The following is a 24,058-nucleotide window of genomic DNA, read 5'->3' on the forward strand; positions in this document are numbered from 1 at the left end:
ATATGCCAGATCTTAGTATATTGGTTGAACTTGCTGATTATTATGACATTGAAATAAAAGAGCTTCTGGATGGAGAAAGGAGTTCGACCATGAACAAAGAGATGAAAGAAACATTAAACAAAGTAGCTGATTATGAAGAGTGGGTAAAGCAAAAAGCCTTAAAAGCCGGAAATCTTGCTTTTGCATCGATGTTCCTGATCAGTGTAGGAGCGATTATCATACAGCTCCTATTGGCAGTAAACCTTCGTCTGGTGCTGGGAGAAACATTAATTGCTCTGGTGGGAGGAATTGTATATGCGTTTCTTATGGTACATAATGGTATTTGGGATAAAGGTTTGTCTCAGAGAGAGGCACTATGGAGAGATTTTCTCACCAGTGTAATCTGTGCAGGAATTTTCTCAGTGCTTTATGGTATATGCCTGGGAAGAATGGGGGCAACTGAGAAGCAAACGATATATTTGTCCTTACTTTTTCTGGGTGGAATCATAATCGTAGCATTTATTGTTCTCAGGATATTATCATATTTTAACAGGAAGAGGCGACGGATTTCAGTTAATGGGGAGCAAAGAGATCTTCCAACGTCAAAGGGAGGTTGTACAAAAATCTACAATGCCAAAGACATAGTAGAAGCGGCAAGAATTGTAGAACTGTTAAAAGAACATGGAATTGCTGCTTTTTCACAGGAAGCAGGTGCAAGTGTCGCTATGCATGGTGCATCAGGATTTGGTATGTACGGTATGGACGTATTGGTGGAAACCGATGAAGCGAAAAGGGCGTTGCAGATTATCGAAACTGCAGATGATCCTCAGGGATCAGAAAAATTTTGACATTTCTATTGAAGCGTGATAATATGATTATAGAAAAAGAGTGCTACCGATAGACGGTTAGTCCGATATAAAGTCAAACAAAAATTGCCGCTTAGTTTACCAGACTGGGGCGGCTATTTTTGTGGTTTATGATTATCCTTACCGAATGTGTATCCGATACTAAAGCAGGTTAAGCCGAAGCCCACTACTGCGATAAAATCTACAATACTCATTGGCTTAGCCCTCCTTTCCAGTGGATTCCCGTAAGGGTTTCTATGTAATCAGAGGGTCACAGTCCCTCTGTTGAAGGACTAACCGCCTACCGTTGTATGGTAGCACCCATGCATTGATTATAACAGTCGGCAAGATTGACTGCAACAGCAAATTAAAGTGAGTGTAAGTATTATGGCAGTTAAACTATATATGATGCTTACTGATATTGATGTTAAAAAACAATAGAATAGACTTCAGATTGGGGAATAAAATCTATATGGGAATTTTATCAACTAGGGAGTGGGCAACTGTAATCTGGGCCTTTATTTTCTTTGTGTATGCAATGGTGCATAGACAGATTAGAGAGGCGTTTTGGAAAGTGGTAAAAATATTCTTTGGTAAGAAGTTAAGAATACTTTGGGGTACTATTTTGCTTTATGTTTTGGGTATAACTCTAATATTTTATCATTTACCGTTTTGGGATAACGTTTATATTAAAGATATTATAGTCTGGCTTCTCTTTTCTGGTTTGATATATTGCATGAATGCTGTTTCACAAGAGGCAGATGAGGAATATATTAGAAAAGTTTTAAAAGACAATTTGAAATTAACGGCTATTTTGGAATTCATTATTAGCACATTTACTTTCAACATATGGGTCGAATTGGCAATTATTCCAATTACTACAATGATCGTAATGATGAATGTAATTGCAGAGCGAAAAGAGGAATATGAGAAAGTACATAAATTGTTAGATATCGTTCTTGCAGTAGCAGGATTTTGGATACTATACGAGACTATAAAGATTGGAATACATGAATATAAAGAACTGGATGCATTAAATACTTTTATTAGTTTTATGATTCCCATTGTGTACTTAATACTAATGATACCGTTGGAATATATACTTGAGCTTTATTCGAAATATGAATTGTTGTTTGTTAGGATGTCATTTAAGGAAGAAAAAGATAAAAAAATTCAAAGAAGACATCGTTGGCTTGTTATAAAAGTATGTAAACTTTCAGTACATAAAGTGCTGCTGTTTCAAAAGAAATATTGGTGCAAAATGTATAGTAGAATGTCCATGGAAGGATTTGAGAAGTTGATAGAAGAATTCAGGAACGAATGCAATAACGAGAGATAACTTTTGTATATCAGAATAAATTATTGGCTTGATGCATGAGTACATTTTGAGTACAATTTTTATATCAATCAAAATTATGCCTGCGAATATGGCGAATATAGTGACGAAAGTAGCGAAAACGCTATTAAAAACACTGAAATTAATCTCCTGTGAGACGAGTTTGAGTAGAGGATTAAAACCCCGCAAGCCAGTAATTACAAGGCTTGTGGGGGTTCTTCTGCCCGAAAAAGTAAGATTTTATTAAGACTTTCTGTAATGTGCTTATTTAGCTTGCTCGCTGCCAATAAGGATTTTACAAATTTCAAATCCCAAAGTTAATTATTTGACCTAAATTATCTATTTGGAGAATTTCGAGATGAATTTATCTGAAACATCTGCCCATTCATCCAATCTTGAAACACATTTTATCAGGTTGTCTATATAATCTAATTCATTGATATTTAAAACTTCAAAAATTATCCGTCGGCATAACAAACTCATGTTTAACTTTCATAGGGATATTTTTAGAAGTGGGCTTAAAACCCTTATGTATTGGGAGTTTCCGGCAGATGCCTATGCTTCCTCGTTGGATTTATTAGTATCAGTTGCAGTTTCTAAAGCTGCTTTTTCTTTTTCAGCATGTTCTTTCTCATCCTTGCGTCGATTGTAGGTGCGATTCCATGCACGCTTGCGACGTTACCGTTCTTCTTCGGCTAATTCCTCCGGTGTTAGCTCTGGCATTGGAACATCCAGTTTACCTACATATTTGAGATAAATGTCGATTTCCTGTGTGCGTTCCCCGGTTGACTTGTCAGCCTCATGCACTTCGATTCGGTCTATAAATTCGTGAATCATTGGTGTAGCCAATTCAGAAAAATCTGTGTACTTATGCAGCATTGCAATAAATTTATCGGCATTCGAAGCTTCTTCTTTTGCTGTAGCTAACTGTCCTCTGGCAGTAGTAAGGAATTCTTCTAATTCAGACTATTCCTTTTCATAGTCAGCAGATAGCATATCGAAACGCTTATCGGTCAGTATCCCGGATACATTATCTTCATAAATACGTTTTATCAAATGGTCAAGCTCAGCAACCCGCTTTTCGGATTTGGTAATCTTTTTAGTGAGAGCCTTTGTATCCGCTTCCTGTTTCAAGATGTTAGATCTTCTAACCTTTTCCAGAATTTCATCCTCATGCTCTTTGATATAGCTTGCTGTATACTGCAAAGTTGTCAAAATCAGGTGTCTGACCACATCTGTCCTTACGTGGTGCTGGGAGCATTTGTTTTCAAAATGTCCCTTTGCCTTGCTATAGGTTGAGCAGGTGTAATTATTCTGGGCATTGGCATATTGGGAATGCTTGTCCTTGTAAGATTCCTTAAAAGTTCTGAAATTTACAGTATGCCCCATATATTCCGGTTTTGATACCAGGTCTGTGATGGTGGTAGCAGTCCAGGAATAAGGTCTTGTCATATCGCACTTGCCTCTGCAAGTACCGAGTCCCTGCTTGGCAAGATAGTAGGATGGACGTTCAATCTTTTCAACTGAGAGTATTCTTGCAACCTGCATCGGACCATTACCTTCGATAATCAGTTGGAAAATACGTTTTACTACGGCAGCGGCTTCTTCATCAATAAGCCAGTGATTGTTATCTTCTGGGTCTTTTTTGTATCCGTAGATGACATTAGAAGTCAGATGCTTGCCCTCCATACCCTTGTTGCGTAGCACAGACTTGATTTTCCGGCCGGTATCACGCACATACCATTCATTCATAATGTTTAAGAATGGTGCAAATTCATTGGATTCAGAATGTGTGCTGTCAACACCATTGGAAATGGCAATAAAGCGGACACCTTTTTCACGGAATAGAACCAAGATGACTCTTCACCATTACTTACTACATCATTGAAAGCCTGCTCTATAACATCTAAGGATAATTCTGTATCTGGTACATAAGCATACATAGCTTGTATTTTTTACATTGGCATTTACCTTTCAAAATATTGTCTACAATTCCTATATTGGGAGATAGATTAGCACTACGTCTGCTTCTTGCAAGCACCTCGTCAATATCATCGGAGACGATGACATTGGCCTTGTCGAATCCAAAGATTTCCCACGCGTCTTTTCCGACCTTTTTCGGATCAACGTCTATGCGCATACCAGTTCCAGGCTTTTCTTGGATTGGATCATTATTACAGCATAACGCCCGACGCTTCCTAATCCCCATACGATTACTTTGTACTTCTTCATAATAAGGCTCCTTCCATGATTATATACGTGTTTACAAAATTCTGAAATCATGGAATCGCATTCATACAGAATTGTCAATATTAAATGGATAAGGATATATTATTTTTACAAAATATGTTAAAATGAGTACATTATAAAGGAGTTTTGTCATGAAAAATAAACATCAGCTACAATCAGAAAAAACATATCAGGTATTTATCGATGCAGATCCTGCAGTGCTATAGCACGCATGAAGAGGAACTGCTGAAGCAGATTCTGGAAGCGCAGAAGGAGGCCGCAGATCCTCTGGACAAGGTACTTCAAATATTTGACGCAAAAGTCATCGTTTCCTTAAAGTTCGCAAAACTGGGAAGAGAGTTATACGTCTGCGCCTTGCATTATTATGATGAGAATCTGTTTGATGATACCATTCCGCTCTATGTGAAGGTAAAAGAAGCCTTGGATGAATGCGTGGAGAAGAAATTGTATTCATTCAATGAGGATACCAGGACGGTTGCATGGGAACTGATTGACTTTTCCAGGGGGATTGTCTTCGACTATTATCTGAGGCAGGAGAGTTATGACTTAGGGTCTGTTTCGGCAAAACGGATGAAACGGTATTTAGGGACGTTTATAGAAAAGTGACGGACTTGCCAGTGCGTGGAAGGGGGAATTAATTGAATAACAGTTTCATGATGGTATGGGTGACAAGGAGGCCGAGTAGTAAGATTGGGAGGAAAAAGGTATGTCTGACGAGGAAAGATTTAAAAAAGCAATCAAAAACATCAAGAACAATTATAAGCAGATTGAACGATCGAAAGTAAATCAACTGTATCTTGAACAAGATTTACATCCGACTACGATTGGGACTGCAAGGGAAGAGATTTGGGGAGAAATATTCGAGGGCCTGATACCCAAAAAATTCGTGGTAGAAAGATCCGTCTTCCTCATTGATGCAAAGGATAATGTATCTTTGGAAGCAGATCTTGTGATTATGGATGAGATGTATACTCCGTACATATTCCGATATGGCAGTATAAAGTTCATACCAATCGAGGCAGTGGCCGCTGTGATACAATGCAAAAGCACGAGTGTGGATAAGAAGAGCCTGGGAGAATGGGCTGAGTCTATAAAGATATTGAGAACTTCTGAAAGAGCAGTGGCCAGATTAGCCACTATGTTTTCCACAGGACCAGTACTAACGCAGCCATCAACGCGCCCCATTCTTATACTGTGCGCGTTAAAAACTGAAATTAGCAATGAGTTGGAGGAGTTGTTTGATATCGTACTTTTGGCGGTAAAAAAAGGCAAATCAGATATTGAAGATAGTTATATCGATGTGCGGTTTAATAAGGAGTTTGATAATCTTCTGAAATGGTTCGAGGCATTGAACTTTAATAATATTGATAAAACGGAGGATGTGTGGAAAAAGATCCATAATGCAGATAAAGCAAAGAAAAGATTGGGCGGAATGAAATTAGAGGAGTTCCAAGTAAATGATAAGAATGGAAAGAACATATCCCTCTTATCCTTTAATCTACAGTTCAACCAACTATTGATGCTGATTAATAATCCCATGCTGTTTCCTCATCAAGATTATGCAAAGCTATTTCAGGAATGTGAGGAGGAATAAGATGAAAGACCAGGTTGTAGCAATATCCATTGATAAGATTCAAACGGCTCTTTTTGAAGTGATTAAATCAGGTACCCAGGAAAAGCAGACGAACAGCGGCACGTTGAGAAGCATTATGGCGGCGTCCAGGAGGATTTCCGGAGATTTCTACAGGGATGTGGGAATAGAAGGAGATGCAGGGGAATTTGCAGGAAAGGTAAAAGAAATATTGCTCCAATGTTCCGGAGTATGCATCTTTACTACCACGTGTGCAGAAGATGAAATCTCAAAACGTTTGAAGAGATTATTCGCAAAGTTTTACCGGGAGTCAGGCGGAAAACTGATTTTGAAGTATGTACTTTTTACAGAGGACGTGTCAACGGGGAATGGAAAACTCAAAGCGATTCAAAGTTCTAAGGAATTGCTGAAAAGCAAAGCATGTATGAATCAGGTAGTGAAAGAGAATCAAGAGATTCTTTTTCAGTTTATGAAATACCATGAAGAAGATATAAGTGCACAGAATGAAGAGGGAGGCGCGTTTGTCCAGACGATAAATGATTTGAGAGCTTCTGAGCAAAAGTCCAATGAGAATAAGCAGGACAAGGGAAGTTTTCGAATTGTGGTGATTAAGGCAGATTTAGATGGAATGGGAAGTGCTTTTCAGAAGATCCAAGATTTTGAGGTATATCAGAAAGTGAGCAGCATCCTGAACCAATATATATCCATGGAGTATTTAGAAGAAAAGGTCAGGGGATTTCAAATAAATAATAGCGAGTTTAAAGTATATCCTCTTTATGTTGCAGGTGATGATATCTTTTTTGCCGTGGGAATGGAAAATTTAATAGAAGGTATTAATCTTTGCAAATGGATTGTCAAAGAATTAAATAGTGCTATTGAGGATACGGTTGGCACCGCATCATTTAATAAACTGACGCTCAGCATTGGCTTGGACTTTGCCTTCAACCGGGAACCGATTCGCTACTATTTTGCACGTGTCGAGGATCAATTGAAGAAAGCTAAAAAAGCAAAAGCATTGAATAAAGGTGAAAGAGATCGGCTGGTTGCAAGAATCTGCATAAACGATGTCGTATATTACGATGTGAAGCGAGAGGAGAAAAAGGAAGAGGAAAATACCGAAGCAGAGTCGGACGTACCAAAATGGGAACATGTGATTCACGGATTAAAGGTAGCAAAAAGAGCAGAAAAAGAAGGAATTGAAGTGACTGCATTTCTTTACGAATTATTGAGAAAACTGAAGGTTCGAGAGGAAGATCCGACGGGAATAATACATAGCAATCTGGTATTATATCATCTTTTGCCTCAGTATTTAGATGATCCATGTAAGGAGAAAAGAAAAGCAGAACTTCTGTTATTAGAAAATATATTAAGTTTTATAAGTTTTGGCAAAAAGAATGAGACAAAGGAATTGAACTTTGATCAAACTTCTTGTACTAAACTGGTAAAATATATAAGTCTGCTTATATTGCTTTGCGATATTAGATTTAATATTAGGGAAGGCGAAAAATCTCAAGTACAGTATGATGAAGAAAAAATTAAAAAGGTATTTAACCGGCCGCTGCATTATCTTTATGACAATAGTTTGTATAAGTTGTGGATGGAATCAGGAGTGGAAGAAAGTCTAGTTAGCAAAATGAGAAAGATATTTGTAAATAAGGCGTTTTATAAAAATCCGAATCCAGAGGTGAAAAGACCTGTACAGGTTTACCAGACTCTGCAAATTACAAACTCCATGTTTATACGCTTTAAAAGATTCGATATGGATATTGATGCTGCGGCTGTAATGATAAAAGCCATGAATCCAAAGACAAAAGGGCAATATCTTAAAGAAAAGAAAGAGAGAAAATGCACACAGCCGCCTGGAAACTTGTATTTTAAGGAAAAGGATTTTAAGAATATGGCAGTAAAGTCTGGCTTATGGAAGAAAGAATATGTAGATGCCTTAATGATCTTTTATCGGTTTAACAGGGCTAAAATTCATTATCTGTCAACGAAATAATCATTGTTAATGGGAGGAACGAGATGGAAAGAATTAAGATAGAATTAACGACGTTATCAAATCTGTTTATTGGGGATACTCCGTCCTCATTTGAGATTGGAGGCATAGATCAGTATACGAAGACCGATTTTTATAATAAGCCATTGGTTCCTGCCTCTTCTTTAAAGGGCGTGCTGCGCAGAATTATCAGCGACATGGAGACTGACGGTACGGCAGAGGAGATTGCAAAGGCATATAAAGATTATTTTAAAGATTTAAAAGAAAAGAATATAAGGAATTTGGAAAAAGTGGCAGATAAGATTGAACCTGAGAGAAAAAAGGGAATTAATGACCGGTTTGAAAAGACGATTGAAGAGGCATCTGCGGAATACCTGTTTGGAGTTCAGGGATTTAATGATGCTCCCAAACTGATTTTTAATGATCTGGTGGTAAAAGAAGGCCAGGAAGAAAGAGAATTATTTTCAATAGATTCCAAAAATAGAATTGATGTTGTGGAAGACCAGTTAAGTGCAAAGCCAAGAACCTATAAAACGGTGCGTCCAGGAGTTGTTTTTACCGGAGATATTCTGCTCTATCGAATGGAAAGACTTGGGATAAAGGGCATTAGAGAGTTTGTAGAAAATTCTTTGCTGGAGTTCAATTCAGGTATTTATCGTCTTGGAGGCTCTGGCAGCAGAGGTTATGGCAGAGTCCGGATTGAGGTCAGATAGGAGGCAGAATAGATGAAAAAGGTAGATGTTTTCGAGATTTGTATGAAACTGACAGGGCGGCTGACCCAAATTCCGGATTCGCAGAAGATATTTGGCTCTATGATTTATCATTATGCAGAAAGAAATTCGGATGAGCAGGCGGCTGCCTTGGTAAGAAAAATCCGGAAAGGCCAGTTATACTGCGCAATTTCTAATATGCTTCCGCAAGGATATATGCCAATGCCACAAGTGGATTTGACAGTAGTAGATACTTCATCACCGGATAAGATCGATTTAAAGACACTTCACGAAGAACAAAAGAAACGAGCATACATTCAGGAAAAGGACTTAAAAGAAGTCATGGAATATCCTAAGAAGATAGCAGAATTATATCCATATGTAAAAGTTAAGGAACTACAGCAGATTCATGCAGTACTGGACAGCCATCAGTATAACCTGCCGGGGCTTGATCCAAACCTCTATTCCGTTCCGGAAGTGCAGGTGGTAGAGGTAAGAAAAGATGACAAAGATGAGAAAGAATGTAATCTGTGTCAATTTGTTTTTTATATGGCGATTGAAAACGGCCCGGAAGAAAATGAATTATACAAGATGCTCCAAGAGGCCAAGGAGGAAGAAGGAAGATTTTTCTTAGGACCCCGTACTTCTCAGGGGATGAATACATATGTAGTGGAGCGAATTGAAAAGAAGAAAGAAGAAAAATGTATGGGCAAAAGATATCTGAATATGGGAATGCTTTTACCAGATCGGATTGATTATGACAGATCCACGCTTCGCCTGTTTACCTCTGAAAGAAGACCTTATAATATGAGCGCAGGCTGGGAAAAGTCTGATGATAGAATGGTCATTAGTTTTATTGAAGCAGGAAGTATTATCTATCCGAAAATTGATATTTTTCATACAGGACGTTCTGTGGCATCGCCCTTCGATGCCCGGGCAATTGTATTTGGCAACGCTTTTTTATATCCGTTATTCAATAATGAAATGGAGGGGTAAAGGGTGAAAAAACTTAAGAGATTTGATTATTATCTTGAAACCATTTCTTCTATGCCGCTTTCTCCCAGAGCGCAGGAAGCGCGTTATGCGGGTATTGATTATGATCCGGAAAGTATAAGTAAGAAGTATGGAAAAAACATTAACATAATCTATCCATTTTACCAATATGGCGAGTATCATTCAGAACAGCCAGAATATTATATTCCCGGCTCTTCTATTAAGGGAGCGATGAAACGCGAGTTAAGAGATGAGTTTGGCAGGTTTATGGTAGATGATATTCCGGTTCGAAGTGATGATATTGTATTGCGCCAATTATATAAAGTGCAGAATCTGCCGGAACAGTGGGAAATAAAAGAAAAGCCGGAAGATCGAAAGAAGATCATGCTTGAACTGTTCTTTCCTCAGATGGCAATACAGATGCTCCGGCGTGGTATTTCCTATAAAGGAGAAATATATGCAGAGGAGGAACTTGACGCTTTCCTGGAGGAGATACGGGATGGCACGAAAGAAAAGTTAAAACAATTTATATATAGCCTGGATAGGATTCTTGAGAATGTGTATGAAAATCCAAAGAATGTAAAAAGGGAAATAAGCTGTCTGAAAGAATTAGAAGAGGCGAGGATTGGAGTACAATCGCTTATAGATACCTGCAAACGAAATGAGGCACTATTGCTGATGGGCGGATACAAGGGATTATTGCTGTCAGAATTATTTTCATATAGGGATTCGGCGGATGGAATGCTAAAGGGAGCGATCTATCTGGATAAAGAATGCAATCTTCCACATGGTATTGTTAAAATTAGATTAGGGGAAGAATATGTATGATAAGAATTTGTTTTCCGTAACCTACTTGCCATTAACAATTCGATTAAAATGCTGCGAACCAGTGAAACTTCCGGCTTATTTAGGCTCTATGCTCCACGGAACGCTAGGGTGGGCCCTTTTGCCTCAACAAAAGGTGTATCGCTACTTATTTGAAAACCGAAGAAGAAGTACAGGACAAAGAGATATCGTAAATCCATATATAATCAACACGCCGCCACAGAAAATGAATTATCAAGAAAATGATGAACTTGTGTTTCAGATCCTGCTGCTTGGCGATGGGATAAAGTATGCAGAGGACTTTGTAAATGTAATGACAGAGACATCTGTATTTGGCTTAGGGGCAGGCAGGGCAAAGTTCGAACTGGTTGATATACGCCATGGAGTCAGCCTTCATCCAATATGGGATGGGGAACATCTGTGGCAGAAAGAGATTGTGGCAAGTGCATTGGTAGATGAGATTTATGAAAATTGCCAGTATTGTTCTATTCAGATGAAGACGCCACTACGGATCAGGAGAGATGGCGAATTGCTGACTCAGATTGATATGCCTGCCATTATGCGAAATATAACCAGGCGGATATCAGATATTGTAGATAGGTATGGCGGATATATAGATAGAGAAAAGGCAGAAACCATATGCGATATGGCCAGGGAAATCAAACAAAAGAATGCAGAGATATATGTATGCCATCTAGAGCGATATTCCAGTAGAAAAGGCGAAAAAATGGACATGAGCGGTGTGATGGGATCATTAGCATATCAAGGAGAACTCACAGCGTTTACACCTTGGCTAAATGCGGCCAGTGTACTTCATATAGGCAGAAATGTGACATTTGGGTATGGACAGGTTAACGTCGTCTTTGCCTAGCAATTGAAATTTGGTGCGAATGTCAAGCAAACATAAAATTCCAGGGGGATTCGCACCAAAAAAAGATACAAAATGGAATGGTAATGCTAAGAATATGTAATAAAAACTGGTGATAAATATATGAAATAATAGTTAATTTGTTGGAAATTAACAAAAAGTCCTGTATAATATTATATGATATTGCAGTCTCCACCTGTGTGGTGGAGTGGATTGAAAGTAGGAAGGAGGGATAGCATGCAGAACGGACAGTATGTCTCCACCTGTGTGGTGGAGTGGATTGAAAGATGTATGGTCCTCTAACTCCGTCTACCAATAACGTCTCCACCTGTGTGGTGGAGTGGATTGAAAGATATTCGTTCATTAGTTTCCCTTTCTACTAACCGTAGTCTCCACCTGTGTGGTGGAGTGGATTGAAAGGATGTATATAGTGTTAAGATACTTTAACAGACTACGTCTCCACCTGTGTGGTGGAGTGGATTGAAAGATTCTGTGTCATGAGCAGGATATCTGAAATCTCGGTCTCCACCTGTGTGGTGGAGTGGATTGAAAGACAGAAAAGTCCACAACCTTCCCTTTCTCTGCTAGTCTCCACCTGTGTGGTGGAGTGGATTGAAAGGATTCATAAAACGCCACATATTAGAAAATGTGTGGGTCTCCACCTGTGTGGTGGAGTGGATTGAAAGAATTAAAGGTGGTGGTTAACTTGAAGGAAAGAAAGTCTCCACCTGTGTGGTGGAGTGGATTGAAAGATCAAATTTATATCGTTCCGTTCCAAATCCGCATGTCTCCACCTGTGTGGTGGAGTGGATTGAAAGTCTTTTGGGTACTCGATTCCGAGTATCTCCATCAAGTCTCCACCTGTGTGGTGGAGTGGATTGAAAGTCTATCTGCTTATTGTGCTGTGTAAGAACTATTATCGTCTCCACCTGTGTGGTGGAGTGGATTGAAAGAAATCACCTGTATAATTAATTACGCGCCCATTTTGTCTCCACCTGTGTGGTGGAGTGGATTGAAAGTCTTCTGGTTTCTCGCACCTCTCAAATTCGATAAGTCTCCACCTGTGTGGTGGAGTGGATTGAAAGAGGGATGACAATGCTAGTCTGAGAAAGAGACACATGAATCTGCTGGCAGATGGGCTCGGTATGATCCACCATTCTTTGAAACATAAGTTCAATGTAAGCATCGAAATCATGTTTAAAACGTGATAACAGGGAAGTATCGGGGACTTTAGAGAAACCTGAAAGCCGAATAGAACTCGGGTGGAATAAATTCATGGAGATCAAAGTGTTCTGAAAAAAGAACAAAGAAAGAGGGTAATTGTCAATGAGTTTGCTTTGAAAGTCTGAAAAAATATCATTTAAAGCGATCTGTTGATATTTAGCAGTCATAAATTTTCTCCTCCTCAGGAGTTGAAATGTATTGGTGTCGTTACCTATATCTTACCACCCGTGGAGAGAAAATTTATATAAATCAAGTAAGAAACCCCAGTAAAATCAAGGAGAACAGCATTTATCAAATGCCTAAAGTACACAGAATAAGAGGAGAAATGAGCAAATGAGAAAAGAAGCAAGTTTAGCAGAGTGGAAGGCATTGTATGAAATCGCAACGGAACTTAAGGAGTTGCGCCCGTGGGAGTCTTTCTGGGATATGGATCTGATCCAGCTGCAGGGAGAAGAAGAGGAAGATGTAGCCTTTGTAAGCATTCTCGGAAAAGGGGGAGACTGCTATGGGATAACGGTATATGAGGGGTATGATGGATTAAATGATTTTATGCGCCTCGCACTGGCAGATGAAATGAATCTTTCCGTTGAGTTTGCAATGTTCTCCCAGAATAATCTGACTTGCTATTGGGGAAACCGGGAAGAATTGAGTGAGAAACAGAGAAAGACGATCAAAGAACTGGGCTATAAGTACCGTGGGAAGAATCAATGGCTGTACTTTATGTCTTATCAGGCAGGCTATTTTCCATACAATCTGGATGAGGATGAAGTGCGAAGGATGACGAGATACCTGGGACTTCTTCTGGAGGCAGTGCAATGCTACCGCGATATGGAGGAAGTGGTAGACTTTAAGGGAGGCGACCTGTTTTGCTATGCGTTTAATGAGAAGACAGGAGCCAGGAAGTGGGGAGCACAGGCCATGCCATTTACCAGTTGCCAGTTTCCCAGCCTGACGCTGACGGAGGAAGAACTTTTGCGGGAATTAAAAGAAGCGTCGAAAAATGATTGTATTTTGGAGGCTGAGTGTACTTACACCGGGTCGGCAGTAACTGATAAAAAGTATGACCGCCCTGCCAACCCAATGCTGTGTCTCTTGGCGGAGAGGAATTCGGGAATGATGTTGAAGGCAGAAATGGTCGGGCCTGACGAGGATGCAATGGTGGTACTGGCTGAAACTGTGGTGGGATTTATCCTGACCCATGGAGCGCCAAAGGAAATCCGGGTAAGCAATGTGATTATCGAGGCAATCCTGGATCAGGTGTGCCAAGTAGCCGGAATACGGTTAAGGAGAGTGAAAAAACTTTCGGCAGTCAGCGAGTTTTGGGAAGGCATGCGGGAAAGACTCTAAGGAAGAAGTAACATACGGGAAAAATCGTGTGGTTAGAAAATAAATCAAGGGAATAGATGATGCATTATAGATAAGAAAAATATAACGCATCACCTATTTCCTTTTTCAATCAATGGGGCGCATGGAATATGATAAGATTAATTTAACGCGGGCAGGCAATAACCATTGACTCCCGCATTCGGACAAACATTTCACACAGGGGGAAGAAGATGGAAAGAATATACTTTGACAATGGCAGCACATCCTGGCCAAAAGCGCCAAAGGTCGCAGAGTCTATGGCGGAACTTCTGACGAATGGCGCGTTCAATATCAACCGGGGCAATTATGAAGGCGCATACGAAGTGGCTGGAATCGTGCTGGAGACCAGGGAGCAGCTTAAGCGGCTGTTCCATGCCGCAGATTCAAGAAGCGTAATATTCTCCCCGGGCATTACCTATTCCCTGAACTATTTTATTCAGGGGTTCCTTAAGAGCGGGGATCATGTAATCGTGACCGGAATCGAGCACAATGCGGTGATGCGCCCTCTTCACCAGATGGCGAGCCGGGGCGTGACGTATGACATTGCTCCTGCGGATGAGCAAGGGAATGTCAGCGCAGAAGAGATGGAGAGGCTGGTTCGGCCGCAGACAAGGGCAATCATCGCCTCGCATGCATCCAATGTCTGCGGAACCATCGTGCCCATCCGGGAAATCGGGGAAATGTGCCGCCGGAGGCATCTTATTTTTGCGGTGGATACGGCGCAGACGGCCGGAACTCTTGACATAGACATGCAGAAATGCGGCATCGACTTCCTGGCATTCACCGGGCACAAAGGGCTTCTGGGTCCCCAGGGGATTGGCGGGTTTCTGATATCCGAGGAGCTGGACCGCCAGATGCAGCCCTATATTGCGGGCGGAACAGGGAGCCAGTCAGATTCCTTCGAGATGCCGGATAATCTGCCGGACAAGTATGAGAGCGGGACAATGAATCTGCCGGGAATTATCGGGCTGCATGCTGCGCTGTCTTATCTTGAAGAGACGGGGATAGAGAAGATTCACGACAGGAAGATGGAACTGACAGAGTATTTTCTTGAGAGTATAAAGGAATTGCCGGGAATCCGGATTGCCGGAAGGCAGGACGTAAGACAGCGCGTAGCCGTGGTGTCTCTTGACTTTCAGACCAGCGATAACGCAGTCGTGGCATTTGAACTGGAGCAGCGGGCAGACATTATGACGAGAGTCGGCCTTCACTGCGCGCCGCTGGCTCATCGGACGCTGCATACATTTCCACAGGGGACTATCCGCTTTGCATTTAGCGCAAGCAACACTAAAGAGGAGATTGATATTTGTATTCGGACGCTGCGCGAACTTGTCTGATGAAGATATAGATGAGATATAGATAACATAAATAAGTATGGATAATGTTGGGAATTAACAATAGCCCATTCCAGCAGGTTGCGTTGTCCTTAATAGGAAAAAATGATACGGTAAATATAGTCGAATATTGTAAAATACAAGGAGGACGATAATATGGACAATAATCACAAGATGTGGAGCGACCTGGGCATGAACCTGGAACTGCATGACCAGTTATGCGAAGTACTGCCGCAGGCATTTGGGGATGTTTTCTTATCACAGGAGAACAGGCCGGAAGGCATGGATTACTATAACATGGTCGTGGCGGATATCCACGGAATACGCCCGGCGGAATTGATCGAGCATCAGAACAAAGGCGGAAAGGTCTTCGGAACATTCTGCGTCTATGTGCCGGATGAGGTTATATTTGCGGCGGACGCGATTGCCACAGGCCTGTGCGGAGGCTCCCAGTTCTGGGTTCCGGGAGGAGAGAAGGTGCTTCCGACGAATACCTGTCCGCTGATCAAGGCATCTGTTGGCGCAAGGCTTGACAGGACTTGCCCATTCTTTAGGATCGCAGATATGTACATCGGAGAGACGACCTGCGATGGAAAGAAGAAGGCATGGGAGATCTTAAGCGAGGATGTGCCGGTCTATGTAATGGACCTGCCGCAGATGAAGCGTGCAAAGGATGTCAAGGCATGGGCTGAGGAGATCGAGGCCTTAAAGGAAAAGGTAGAAGAGTTTACCGGAAATAAGGTGACTGCCGAGAAACTTGCCGAGAGCATCAAGCTGATCAACAATAAGAGAAAGGCTCTGGAGAGGCTCTATAACTGCCGCAAGAGCGATAACCTTCCGATTAGCGGAACGGATGCCCTGGTAATTTCCCAGATTGCGTTCTACGATGATCCGGCCAGATTCACGCAGATGACCAACAAGCTCTGCGATGAGTTGGAACAGAGGATTCAGGACGGCGTAAGCGTTGTTCCGGCAGGCACGAAGCGAATCATGCTTACAGGTACGCCGCTTGCCATCCCGAACTGGAAATTACATAATATCGTCGAGACCAGCGGCGGCGTGATCGTCTGTGAAGAGATGTGCACAGGCACGCGCTATTTTGAGAACCAGGTGGATGAGACCAAGGAGACGGTGGAAGAGCAGATCAAGGCAATCGCAGAGCGTTATATGAAGATCAACTGCGCATGCTTCACTCCGAACAGCGGAAGAATCGATGATATCCTGCGCCTTGCGAAGGAATATAAGGTGGACGGCATCATTGACGTGAACCTGAAGTTCTGCAACCTCTATGATACAGAGGGCTATTTCGTAGAAAGGGCTATGAAAGAGGCAGGCATTCCGGTACTTGGAATCGAGACAGACTATACAGACAGCGATGCGTCACAGCTTCGTACAAGAGTAGGAGCATTTATCGAGATGCTCAACAACAGATAGTGAGTAAACAGAAAAAGAGGGGATTGCCAGATGCAGCAACTACAGCATTATGTGCTGTTTCCAAACCACGACAATGGCATGCGTCTCTATAAGGAATTAAAAGCGCTGGGAGTGCGGGCGGTCATATCCCCCACTCCCAGAACTGCCAGCAAATGTTGCGGAATCTCGCTGATGGTGGAGGAAGAAGACCTGGGAACCATCCAGTCCTGCGCCAAAGAGCACGACATCGAGATCCTGAAGATTGCGGCGGTGGAGCGTGACTTGAATCCGAAAAGGGACCGGTATTGCTAGATATGGCGCTATCTTGACGGGCCTGTATATTTGGAGTAATATGGACAGGACTGAATCAGAACGGGAGATATCGCTATGGAATTACAGAATGGCCGCCCGGCGTCTTTGGAGGGGCGAGAAGAAAAAGAAATTAAAGTATATGATCTGCTGGATCGTCTTGGCATAGAGTATCTTAGGACGGATCACGAGGCAGCAGGCACGATCGCGGACTGTCTGGAAGTAGACCAAGTGCTTGGAATCACGATCTGCAAGAATCTGTTCCTGTGCAATCGGCAGAAGACAGAGTTCTATCTGCTGATGATGCCAGGCCATAAAAGCTTGCGAACCAAAGAACTGTCCGCCCAGATCCCAACATCCAGACTGTCCTTTGCATCCGGGGAGGATATGGTCAAGTACCTGAACGTGCTGCCTGGCTCCGCTACGGTCATGGGGCTGATGAATGATACAGAGAACCACGTACAGCTGCTGGTAGATGAAGAAATATTAAAAGATGAATATGTGGGCTGCCACCCATGCGTGAACACATCCAGCGTGAAGATCTGCACGGAGGATGTGTTTGGGAAGTTCCTGGACGCAGTGCATCATGACTATATAACCGTAACATTAAGCGATAATTCCCCTCAATCTTGAGGGGAATTATTTTTATCTTTATAGGAAATTTCTAAGATTGTAAAAAATAGTGTATAATGTATGAGAAATAAAAAACAGCATAACAAAGAGTGCAGTTTTTTTGTGGTAAACTTCCAACACCAACATAGAAGTGCCACACTTTGATAGATGCCATATATTACTCATGTAATTATTATTCCGCACCCGGAGAGGCATAGGGCAGGCAGTAAAACAAAAGACCATATGATTAACTTTATCTTTTAAAATTGATTCTACCAGGATTTTTAAGATTATTATAAGGAAATAGAAAATAAGAAAAATGTATTTGACAAACATACTAACGGTATGTATAATGAACTTACCATCCACATACAGGAGGGAGCCATGGCAAGAAACAAATATCCGGAAGAGACAAGAAATTTAATCGTTGATACGGCAGCCAGACTATTTATGGAGAAGGGGTATGACCACACGTCTATCCAGGATATCATAGACAATCTGGGAGGCCTTACGAAAGGAGCCATCTATCACCATTTCAAATCCAAAGAAGAGATTGTGTACGCGGTTTTTGAAAAGTTGTACGCATCGGCGGATGTAGACATGAAAAAGGTCTGCGAGAGTAAGGAATTGAATGGATTTCAGAAGTTACAGGAAGTCTTCAGGTTATCCATTTTTAATCCGGTGCAGAATGATGTGTTTGTAGTAGCAATCGATATGATTAAGAATCCACAACTGCTGGTCATCTATCTGCGTGATACGGTGCAGACAGAGTCGACAGAGATAGTGAGACGTATTCTCGAAGAAGGGATAGAAGATGGGTCTATAAAGACCGAGTACCCCAAGGAACTGGCAGAGGTCTTGATGCTGCTGGGAGGAATATGGCTGAATCCAATGGTTTATCATTGCGATTCAGCAGAAATCGTGAGAAAGACAAGATTCTACAAGCATATGCTGGAGGCGCTTGGCCTTAATCTGATTGAGGATTCATGGATTGAACGGATAGAATCATATGCCGTATTGTATCAGGAGAATCAAAAGTAAGAAAAACTGTCCTGTTTTTGCAGGGCAGTAAAATTTTAAAATTATACATACCAACGGTTGGTATTAAAGGGAGGATAAGTCGTGATTGAAGTAAAAAGAGCAGGAAAAACCACTTTGATGAAGATGGCAGCAGGCAGCGTCGCATTTCGTAAGATGGAAGTATGGATTAAGAATATGGAGGTTAAGTAAATGGATCAGAAAAAGGGCTATTCAAAAGATTTTTACCTGGTCGTAATCGGTCAGATCATCTCATTGTTTGGAAATGCGGTTATGCGGTTTGCACTGCCCATCCATCTGCTGAACGTGACGGGATCAGCGGCCGTCTTAGGCGTGGTGTCCGGATGCGCGTTCATTCCCCTGGCGGTGATGTCACCAATTGGCGGGATCATAGCGGATAGAGTGAACAAGTGGAATGTAATGGTATTTCTAGATTTCTTTACTTCCGGGCTGACCGTTCTATTCTTGCTGATGTATGGAAAGGTAAGCATAACAGGAATGGTGCTGGTGACTCTATTCTTGCTATATGGAATCAGCGGGGCATATCAGCCTTCCGTCCAGGCAAGTATTCCGGTATTGGTAGAGCCGGAGCATATTATGCCGGCGAATGCTATTATTAATATGGTATCCTCTTTATCCGGCCTGTTGGGGCCGGCGCTTGGCGGCACAGCGTATAGCCTGTGGGGAATCTATCCGGTGCTGTCCATTGCCGCGGGCTGCTTCTTCTTATCTGCCGTGATGGAGATCTTTATTAAGATTCCATATGAGAAGAAGCAAAGCACAGAATCCATCCTGCGTCAGACGAAAGACGATCTGAGCGAGAGTATTGCCTATATCGGCCGGAAAAAGCCGGAACTAGCAAAACTGACGCTTTGCTGCGCGGGCGTGAACCTGGTCATGTCTGCGCTGATGGTCATAGGCCTGCCTGTTATCGTGATGAATATACTTGACTTTTCCAAGTCTGAGGCATCCAGGCTATATGGATACATGGAGGCGATTCTTGCGATCGGCGGCCTGGCAGGAGGAATCGGCGCAGGCGTATTTGGACAGAAGTTAAAGGTAAACGGAAGCTGGAAGTTCCTGCTGGCTTCAGGAGTTCTGCTGGTTCCCATGGGAGTCGTGCTGCTGCCTTCCTGCCCGCCGTATCTGGCATATGGGGTGCTTGCGGCTGTAGGGATTGTCATTATGGCTATGTCAGCAATCTATACCATACAGATTATGTCCTATATCCAGATCACGACGCCCCAGCACATGGTGGGGAAAGTCATTGCCTGGATTATCGCGGTGTCTACATGTGCCCAGCCAGTGGGGCAGGTTCTATATGGATTCCTGTTCGAAAAGATAGGGCAGAATGCGTATCTGATTTTCTATGCGGCAGCAGTATGCTCGATGCTGATTGCGTGGGGAAGCAGGAAGGCAACGAAGGCATTGCAGAATTGAGAGACAGTTACTAGCGAAAATAAGAAAGAGATGATGCCTATTGTAGCGCAATTGCTGGACCGTACGGTCGGCGGAGATGAAAGGATCCGAAGGATCGTAAAAAGACGGACGGGATTATTGCGACTTCGCTTATCGTTGCAGGATATTTCCTGATCATCGGCGCAGGCTATGTGCTGAATACGGTGACGAACTGTTTCCTGGGTGCGTTAAATGAGCCATATCGTGGCATGTGTAGCGGCATCCTATGCGGGATACAGAGAAATATGCAGATAAATTATGTCTTGAATCCTAAAGGTTGTGCAATCTGGCCATTTGTCTTATAATATATGCGATTACTAGAATGAAGGATTGGAAAAAGTAACGAATGATGAATAGAAAGATAATGAAAAAGGCAGCAAAGCGCAACCTGAAGAAGCACTATTGGATATTCTTGGCGGCTTGCTTGATCGCGGCTTTTCTGAATGTGGAATTCTCCGGGACTCTGAGTTTTGCGCAGGTCAATGTGGAGCCGGCCCAAGAGGCAGAAGGAAGTCCTTCTTCCGGGAACACCGCGTTTAAGCAGGCAGGCGCGTGGGATGTTATGAATGATATCCTCAGCGGCAATGAGAAGGAAGGAAAGCAGCTGTCTGAGCAGATCAGGCAGGCGCAGATTCAGCAGTCCGGGCAAGCGAATCCTGCATTTGGCAGGAGCAGAGGCGTGCTGGCCCAGGCGGTGAACTCCATTACATCCGGCTCTTTATTTGTAACCATCGCGTCTGCGGTCAATGGAATGGTGAAATCAAAAGAGGTGGCGCTTCTGATCCTGATTGGCCTTAGCATGACCTTGATGCTGGGTTTCTGGTTTTTTATTACCAATGTATATACAGTAATTTCCAGAAGGATATTTCTGGAGGGACGTAATTTTGAGAGCGTGCCTATTCAGCGTTTCCTCTTCTTATTCCGCGTGCGGAAATGGACGAAGGCGGCATGGACCATGCTGGTCAAGTATATATATGAGTTTTTGTGGTCGTTGACGGTTATTGGAGGGATTATCAAGCGTTATTCTTATTATATGGTGCCATATATCGTGGCAGAGAACCCGGATATTTCCGCAAAGAACGCAATCCGGCTGTCCAGGAAGATGATGAATGGGCATAAGTGGGAATGCTTTGTATTTGAACTGTCATTTCTTGGCTGGAGTATGCTGGGGGCGGTTACGATGGGGCTGTCACAGGTGCTGTATTCCAATCCATACAGGGTGGCGTCTTTTACAGAGTACTATGTTACCCTTAGAAAAATGGCCAAAGAACGGAACATACCGGAGGCGCAGCAGTTAAATGATATCTATCTCTATCGGCCCGCCGGAAGGGAAGCGCTGGATCTTGCATATGCTGATGTGATCGCGGTGATGGAAAAGCCAAAGAAAGAGATAGATGACCTGAAAGGCATCCGCAAGTTCTTTGCGGACTACTTGGGCATTCTGCTGTTCCCGAGCGCAAAAGAGCGGGAGTATGAGGAGGATCAGGCGGAGCGGACTAGGATCTTTGCCCTGCAAAGAGCGGTAGAAGGGAAGTGCTATCCCAGCCGCCTGGATCCGATTCCAGAGATGGCGAAGCGGCAGAAGGTAGAGACGGTTCATTACATGCGTCATTATACGGTGTGGTCCCTGATACTATTATTCTTTATATTTTCCTGTATCGGATGGGTATGGGAGGTGAGCCTTCATCTGGTAAATGACGGCGAATTTGTCAACCGCGGGGTCCTCCATGGCCCATGGCTTCCGATATATGGAAGCGGCGGCGTTCTGATCCTTACCGTACTCAATAAGTTTCGCAAGAACCCGGCGGCAGAATTTGTGGCGATCGTCGTATTGTGCGGTGTAGTGGAATATTTTACTTCTTATTATCTGGAAGTAACCCAGGGAAAGAAATGGTGGGATTATAGCGGATATTTCCTGAACCTGAATGGGCGCATCTGCGCGGAAGGGCTGCTGGTATTTGGCGTGGGAGGCATGGCTATTGTATATGCGCTGGCCCCTGTCCTGGATAACTTTATACGGAGACAGAAGCTAAAGGTAGTGATTCCTGCCTGTCTGGTGCTTCTGGGAGCCTATGTTGGGGATGCCGCATATTCGTCGGAACATCCCAATGCAGGGAAAGGGATCACGGACTATCAGAGCAGGGCTGTAAGACTTGACACGTATGCCAATAAATGAAAAGATGCAAGTGAACACTTGCAAGGAGATTGAATATGCTTGCCGATACCCAGGAAAAGATTATTAAAGCGACGATGGAACTGGTGATGGAAAAAGGATATTCCAATACCACGACGAAAGACATTGCCCGAAGCGCCGGGATCAATGAATGTACGATTTTCCGCAAATTCAAGGGTAAGAAAGAGATCATACTGGCAGCGATGGAAAAGCCGGAGTGGAATCCAGATTTAAAGCCAGAAGACTTTGAAGGATACTCGGGAGATATGCTGGGAGATCTTACACGTTTTTCTGAAGTTTATATGCAGAAGGTAACGCCCAGAATGGTAAAGGTATCTACCGGACTTCGTACGCCGGAATTATATCCGTATACTGCAAAGGGGATTTTGAAGATTCCTCAGACCTTCAAGAAGGCATTAAAAGAATATTTTGTGGAGATGAAGGAACAAGGAAAGATCCGGCGGGCAGATCCGGAGGAACTGGCAATGATGTTCTTGTCCATGAATTTTGGGTTCGTATTCTTGAAGGCATCTTTCGGCTCTGAACTTTCACCGATAGAAAGTGCAGCGTATATCGAAAGTAGCATAAATACTTTTGTAAAAGGGATCCTATAGAGAACCATTATTATGGCACTGAGAGGTGCCATATATTTTTAACATGAATAGTTATGAGGAATATATCCGTCAGTTTGCAGAACGCCCGATTCCTAATTTTTATAAACTGGTCAATGCCCCGGTAAAGATTGACAAGATCCTGGCCGGAGGCGAGGCTATCGTGCTGGAAGAAGGCATGACCTTAAGCGCGGCAGAAGTTCCGGGCCATTCGAGGGGGGCTACGGCGTATTGCCTGGATAATGGGAAAGAAAAAGTGCTTTTTACGGGGGATTCCATTCCTGCAAAAGGCGATCTGCCTATATTTACGGATAGCGTTAAGAGCAAAGAGACGCTGGAAAAGATAAGGAGGATGCAAGGCATAGATTGCTATTATCCTGCCTGGGAGAGGTGTATGTAAGAGACGAGATATCTGATATCCCGGATAGCGCGTTTCGTATAATTAAAGACATTGAGAACTGTTCGGCAACAGTGTTATTGGAATATGCAGATCGAAGCATGGAGGAGAAGATGGGTCGGATATGCAAAGAACTTCGGATGGAGCATCTGTCCAGGAATCCGCTGTTTTATAGGAGTGTACTAGGCAGCCTGGGTGGGGCATAGATAAATATATAGAATATATGGATCAATAGCATCCCTATGATGAAGGAAAAGAAAACCCGTGAAACGGGTTAACCTTCAAGGGCATTATACAGGATATCAAGGACCTCACTGTTTGTCGGTTTTTCTTTCAACGGATACCGGGCTATCTTTATTAGGTATTCTCTGTTTCCATTATACCAGCAATAAGCTATGGCGGTGCGCATACAATGTTCGACATTATCTTGAGATGTCTGGTATTTCCTGGCAACTTCCGGATATATGTACTTGCAGATGGACGGGATCTTATCTCCGTCATCAAGGCAGAGACATAGGGCATGCTTAATATAGTGGAAGCCCTGGTAAGTAGAACGTATGCCAAGAGTGAGCAAAGTATCTTTAACACGTTTATCCATAATTTCGCCTCCCTTTTGCTATTAATAACACTTAAGGGACGGAAAATACAAAGGAGCGGAGCGAATTCTATGAAAACATATAGAAATCGACAAAGCAGAAGCACCCTGTATGTCTCAGGATTTTTATGGGAAT

General features: G+C 42.7%; 23 protein-coding genes and 1 CRISPR repeat array. Of the genes, 19 read left to right on the forward strand and 4 right to left on the reverse strand.

Features of this window, described 5'->3' with window-relative positions:
- Window positions 1-2 precede the first annotated feature (2 nt).
- On the forward strand, window positions 3-827 hold the full coding sequence (locus tag HDCHBGLK_RS07450; protein WP_004607817.1) for a putative signal transducing protein: 825 nt from the start codon (window positions 3-5) through the stop codon (window positions 825-827).
- Window positions 828-1,296: 469 nt separating this feature from the next.
- A complete protein-coding gene (locus HDCHBGLK_RS07455; protein ID WP_039909882.1) occupies window positions 1,297-2,163 on the forward strand; it encodes a hypothetical protein in 867 nt (288 codons plus the stop codon).
- A gap of 675 nt (window positions 2,164-2,838) precedes the next feature.
- Here the strand turns inward: HDCHBGLK_RS07455 and HDCHBGLK_RS07460 are convergent.
- The 3 genes from HDCHBGLK_RS07460 to HDCHBGLK_RS07470 all read right to left on the reverse strand — a co-directional run bounded on the left by HDCHBGLK_RS07460 (window position 2,839) and on the right by HDCHBGLK_RS07470 (window position 4,300).
- Entirely contained in the window at window positions 2,839-3,039 is a 201-nt protein-coding gene (locus HDCHBGLK_RS07460; protein WP_004607812.1) for a DUF4368 domain-containing protein, read from the reverse strand.
- Between the two features lie 87 nt (window positions 3,040-3,126).
- Window positions 3,127-4,014, reverse strand: coding sequence for a recombinase family protein (locus tag HDCHBGLK_RS07465; RefSeq protein WP_004607811.1), 888 nt, complete (start codon window positions 4,012-4,014; stop codon window positions 3,127-3,129).
- Between the two features lie 52 nt (window positions 4,015-4,066).
- Complete coding sequence (locus tag HDCHBGLK_RS07470) at window positions 4,067-4,300, reverse strand: hypothetical protein (protein WP_039909881.1); 234 nt, start codon at window positions 4,298-4,300, stop codon at window positions 4,067-4,069.
- A gap of 293 nt (window positions 4,301-4,593) precedes the next feature.
- Between HDCHBGLK_RS07470 and HDCHBGLK_RS07475 the strand changes: the two genes are divergently transcribed.
- The 17 genes from HDCHBGLK_RS07475 (at window position 4,594) to HDCHBGLK_RS07555 (ending at window position 23,330) form a co-directional block, all read left to right on the forward strand.
- Complete coding sequence (locus tag HDCHBGLK_RS07475; RefSeq protein WP_004607808.1) at window positions 4,594-5,016, forward strand: hypothetical protein; 423 nt, start codon at window positions 4,594-4,596, stop codon at window positions 5,014-5,016.
- Between the two features lie 100 nt (window positions 5,017-5,116).
- Window positions 5,117-6,004 (forward strand): DUF6602 domain-containing protein, encoded by an 888-nt coding sequence (locus tag HDCHBGLK_RS07480; RefSeq protein ID WP_004607807.1) that lies wholly within the window; start codon window positions 5,117-5,119, stop codon window positions 6,002-6,004.
- A gap of 157 nt (window positions 6,005-6,161) precedes the next feature.
- Window positions 6,162-8,000, forward strand: coding sequence for a Cas10/Cmr2 second palm domain-containing protein (locus tag HDCHBGLK_RS07485; protein WP_233440745.1), 1,839 nt, complete (start codon window positions 6,162-6,164; stop codon window positions 7,998-8,000).
- Between the two features lie 23 nt (window positions 8,001-8,023).
- Window positions 8,024-8,710 (forward strand): RAMP superfamily CRISPR-associated protein, encoded by a 687-nt coding sequence (locus HDCHBGLK_RS07490; RefSeq protein ID WP_004607805.1) that lies wholly within the window; start codon window positions 8,024-8,026, stop codon window positions 8,708-8,710.
- 12 nt (window positions 8,711-8,722) lie between these two features.
- On the forward strand, window positions 8,723-9,703 hold the full coding sequence (locus HDCHBGLK_RS07495) for a hypothetical protein (protein ID WP_004607804.1): 981 nt from the start codon (window positions 8,723-8,725) through the stop codon (window positions 9,701-9,703).
- 3 nt (window positions 9,704-9,706) lie between these two features.
- Entirely contained in the window at window positions 9,707-10,528 is an 822-nt protein-coding gene (locus HDCHBGLK_RS07500) for a hypothetical protein (RefSeq protein WP_004607803.1), read from the forward strand.
- Window positions 10,521-11,396: a CRISPR system precrRNA processing endoribonuclease RAMP protein Cas6 gene (cas6, locus tag HDCHBGLK_RS07505; protein ID WP_004607802.1), complete on the forward strand. Its 876-nt coding sequence runs from the start codon at window positions 10,521-10,523 to the stop codon at window positions 11,394-11,396. Before HDCHBGLK_RS07500 ends, cas6 begins: the two co-directional genes overlap by 8 nt.
- A gap of 185 nt (window positions 11,397-11,581) precedes the next feature.
- Window positions 11,582-12,478: direct repeats of the CRISPR family, unit length 32 nt; unit sequence GTCTCCACCTGTGTGGTGGAGTGGATTGAAAG.
- Window positions 12,479-12,950: 472 nt separating this feature from the next.
- Window positions 12,951-13,964 carry a DUF7309 domain-containing protein gene (locus HDCHBGLK_RS07510; protein WP_004607800.1) on the forward strand — a complete coding sequence of 338 codons (1,014 nt, stop codon included), beginning with the start codon at window positions 12,951-12,953 and terminating at the stop codon, window positions 13,962-13,964.
- A gap of 209 nt (window positions 13,965-14,173) precedes the next feature.
- Window positions 14,174-15,319 carry an aminotransferase class V-fold PLP-dependent enzyme gene (locus HDCHBGLK_RS07515; protein WP_004607799.1) on the forward strand — a complete coding sequence of 382 codons (1,146 nt, stop codon included), beginning with the start codon at window positions 14,174-14,176 and terminating at the stop codon, window positions 15,317-15,319.
- Between the two features lie 153 nt (window positions 15,320-15,472).
- On the forward strand, window positions 15,473-16,750 hold the full coding sequence (locus HDCHBGLK_RS07520) for a double-cubane-cluster-containing anaerobic reductase (protein WP_004607798.1): 1,278 nt from the start codon (window positions 15,473-15,475) through the stop codon (window positions 16,748-16,750).
- Between the two features lie 30 nt (window positions 16,751-16,780).
- Window positions 16,781-17,041: a DUF3343 domain-containing protein gene (locus HDCHBGLK_RS07525; protein WP_004607797.1), complete on the forward strand. Its 261-nt coding sequence runs from the start codon at window positions 16,781-16,783 to the stop codon at window positions 17,039-17,041.
- Between the two features lie 75 nt (window positions 17,042-17,116).
- Window positions 17,117-17,671, forward strand: a complete 555-nt coding sequence (locus tag HDCHBGLK_RS07530) for a prolyl-tRNA synthetase associated domain-containing protein (RefSeq protein ID WP_004607796.1) — start codon at window positions 17,117-17,119, stop codon at window positions 17,669-17,671.
- Window positions 17,672-18,034: 363 nt separating this feature from the next.
- Entirely contained in the window at window positions 18,035-18,691 is a 657-nt protein-coding gene (locus tag HDCHBGLK_RS07535; protein WP_009249764.1) for a TetR/AcrR family transcriptional regulator, read from the forward strand.
- A gap of 189 nt (window positions 18,692-18,880) precedes the next feature.
- Window positions 18,881-20,128 (forward strand): MFS transporter, encoded by a 1,248-nt coding sequence (locus HDCHBGLK_RS07540; protein WP_004607793.1) that lies wholly within the window; start codon window positions 18,881-18,883, stop codon window positions 20,126-20,128.
- A 364-nt stretch (window positions 20,129-20,492) separates the two neighbouring features.
- Window positions 20,493-22,322 carry a DUF975 family protein gene (locus HDCHBGLK_RS07545; protein ID WP_004607791.1) on the forward strand — a complete coding sequence of 610 codons (1,830 nt, stop codon included), beginning with the start codon at window positions 20,493-20,495 and terminating at the stop codon, window positions 22,320-22,322.
- A gap of 35 nt (window positions 22,323-22,357) precedes the next feature.
- Window positions 22,358-22,933, forward strand: a complete 576-nt coding sequence (locus HDCHBGLK_RS07550; protein WP_004607790.1) for a TetR/AcrR family transcriptional regulator — start codon at window positions 22,358-22,360, stop codon at window positions 22,931-22,933.
- 43 nt (window positions 22,934-22,976) lie between these two features.
- Complete coding sequence (locus tag HDCHBGLK_RS07555; protein ID WP_004607789.1) at window positions 22,977-23,330, forward strand: MBL fold metallo-hydrolase; 354 nt, start codon at window positions 22,977-22,979, stop codon at window positions 23,328-23,330.
- 271 nt (window positions 23,331-23,601) lie between these two features.
- Here the strand turns inward: HDCHBGLK_RS07555 and HDCHBGLK_RS07560 are convergent, their stop codons facing one another.
- Window positions 23,602-23,925, reverse strand: coding sequence for a sporulation initiation factor Spo0A C-terminal domain-containing protein (locus HDCHBGLK_RS07560; protein WP_004607787.1), 324 nt, complete (start codon window positions 23,923-23,925; stop codon window positions 23,602-23,604).
- Between the last annotated feature and the right edge of the window lie 133 nt (window positions 23,926-24,058).

Source organism: [Clostridium] scindens ATCC 35704 (genome assembly GCF_004295125.1).
Lineage (GTDB): Bacteria > Bacillota > Clostridia > Lachnospirales > Lachnospiraceae > Clostridium_AP > Clostridium_AP scindens.

Coding starts and splice junctions, on each gene's coding strand:
- HDCHBGLK_RS07450 (WP_004607817.1), top strand. CDS start 3: ATGCCAGATCTTAGTATATTGGTTGAACTTGCTGATTATTATGACATT.
- HDCHBGLK_RS07455 (WP_039909882.1), top strand. CDS start 1,297: ATGGGAATTTTATCAACTAGGGAGTGGGCAACTGTAATCTGGGCCTTT.
- HDCHBGLK_RS07460 (WP_004607812.1), bottom strand. CDS start 3,039: ATGCTGCATAAGTACACAGATTTTTCTGAATTGGCTACACCAATGATT.
- HDCHBGLK_RS07470 (WP_039909881.1), bottom strand. CDS start 4,300: ATGCGCATAGACGTTGATCCGAAAAAGGTCGGAAAAGACGCGTGGGAA.
- HDCHBGLK_RS07475 (WP_004607808.1), top strand. CDS start 4,594: ATGCAGATCCTGCAGTGCTATAGCACGCATGAAGAGGAACTGCTGAAG.
- HDCHBGLK_RS07480 (WP_004607807.1), top strand. CDS start 5,117: ATGTCTGACGAGGAAAGATTTAAAAAAGCAATCAAAAACATCAAGAAC.
- HDCHBGLK_RS07490 (WP_004607805.1), top strand. CDS start 8,024: ATGGAAAGAATTAAGATAGAATTAACGACGTTATCAAATCTGTTTATT.
- HDCHBGLK_RS07495 (WP_004607804.1), top strand. CDS start 8,723: ATGAAAAAGGTAGATGTTTTCGAGATTTGTATGAAACTGACAGGGCGG.
- cas6 (WP_004607802.1), top strand. CDS start 10,521: ATGTATGATAAGAATTTGTTTTCCGTAACCTACTTGCCATTAACAATT.
- HDCHBGLK_RS07510 (WP_004607800.1), top strand. CDS start 12,951: ATGAGAAAAGAAGCAAGTTTAGCAGAGTGGAAGGCATTGTATGAAATC.
- HDCHBGLK_RS07515 (WP_004607799.1), top strand. CDS start 14,174: ATGGAAAGAATATACTTTGACAATGGCAGCACATCCTGGCCAAAAGCG.
- HDCHBGLK_RS07520 (WP_004607798.1), top strand. CDS start 15,473: ATGGACAATAATCACAAGATGTGGAGCGACCTGGGCATGAACCTGGAA.
- HDCHBGLK_RS07525 (WP_004607797.1), top strand. CDS start 16,781: ATGCAGCAACTACAGCATTATGTGCTGTTTCCAAACCACGACAATGGC.
- HDCHBGLK_RS07530 (WP_004607796.1), top strand. CDS start 17,117: ATGGAATTACAGAATGGCCGCCCGGCGTCTTTGGAGGGGCGAGAAGAA.
- HDCHBGLK_RS07535 (WP_009249764.1), top strand. CDS start 18,035: ATGGCAAGAAACAAATATCCGGAAGAGACAAGAAATTTAATCGTTGAT.
- HDCHBGLK_RS07540 (WP_004607793.1), top strand. CDS start 18,881: ATGGATCAGAAAAAGGGCTATTCAAAAGATTTTTACCTGGTCGTAATC.
- HDCHBGLK_RS07545 (WP_004607791.1), top strand. CDS start 20,493: ATGATGAATAGAAAGATAATGAAAAAGGCAGCAAAGCGCAACCTGAAG.
- HDCHBGLK_RS07550 (WP_004607790.1), top strand. CDS start 22,358: ATGCTTGCCGATACCCAGGAAAAGATTATTAAAGCGACGATGGAACTG.
- HDCHBGLK_RS07555 (WP_004607789.1), top strand. CDS start 22,977: ATGAATAGTTATGAGGAATATATCCGTCAGTTTGCAGAACGCCCGATT.
- HDCHBGLK_RS07560 (WP_004607787.1), bottom strand. CDS start 23,925: ATGGATAAACGTGTTAAAGATACTTTGCTCACTCTTGGCATACGTTCT.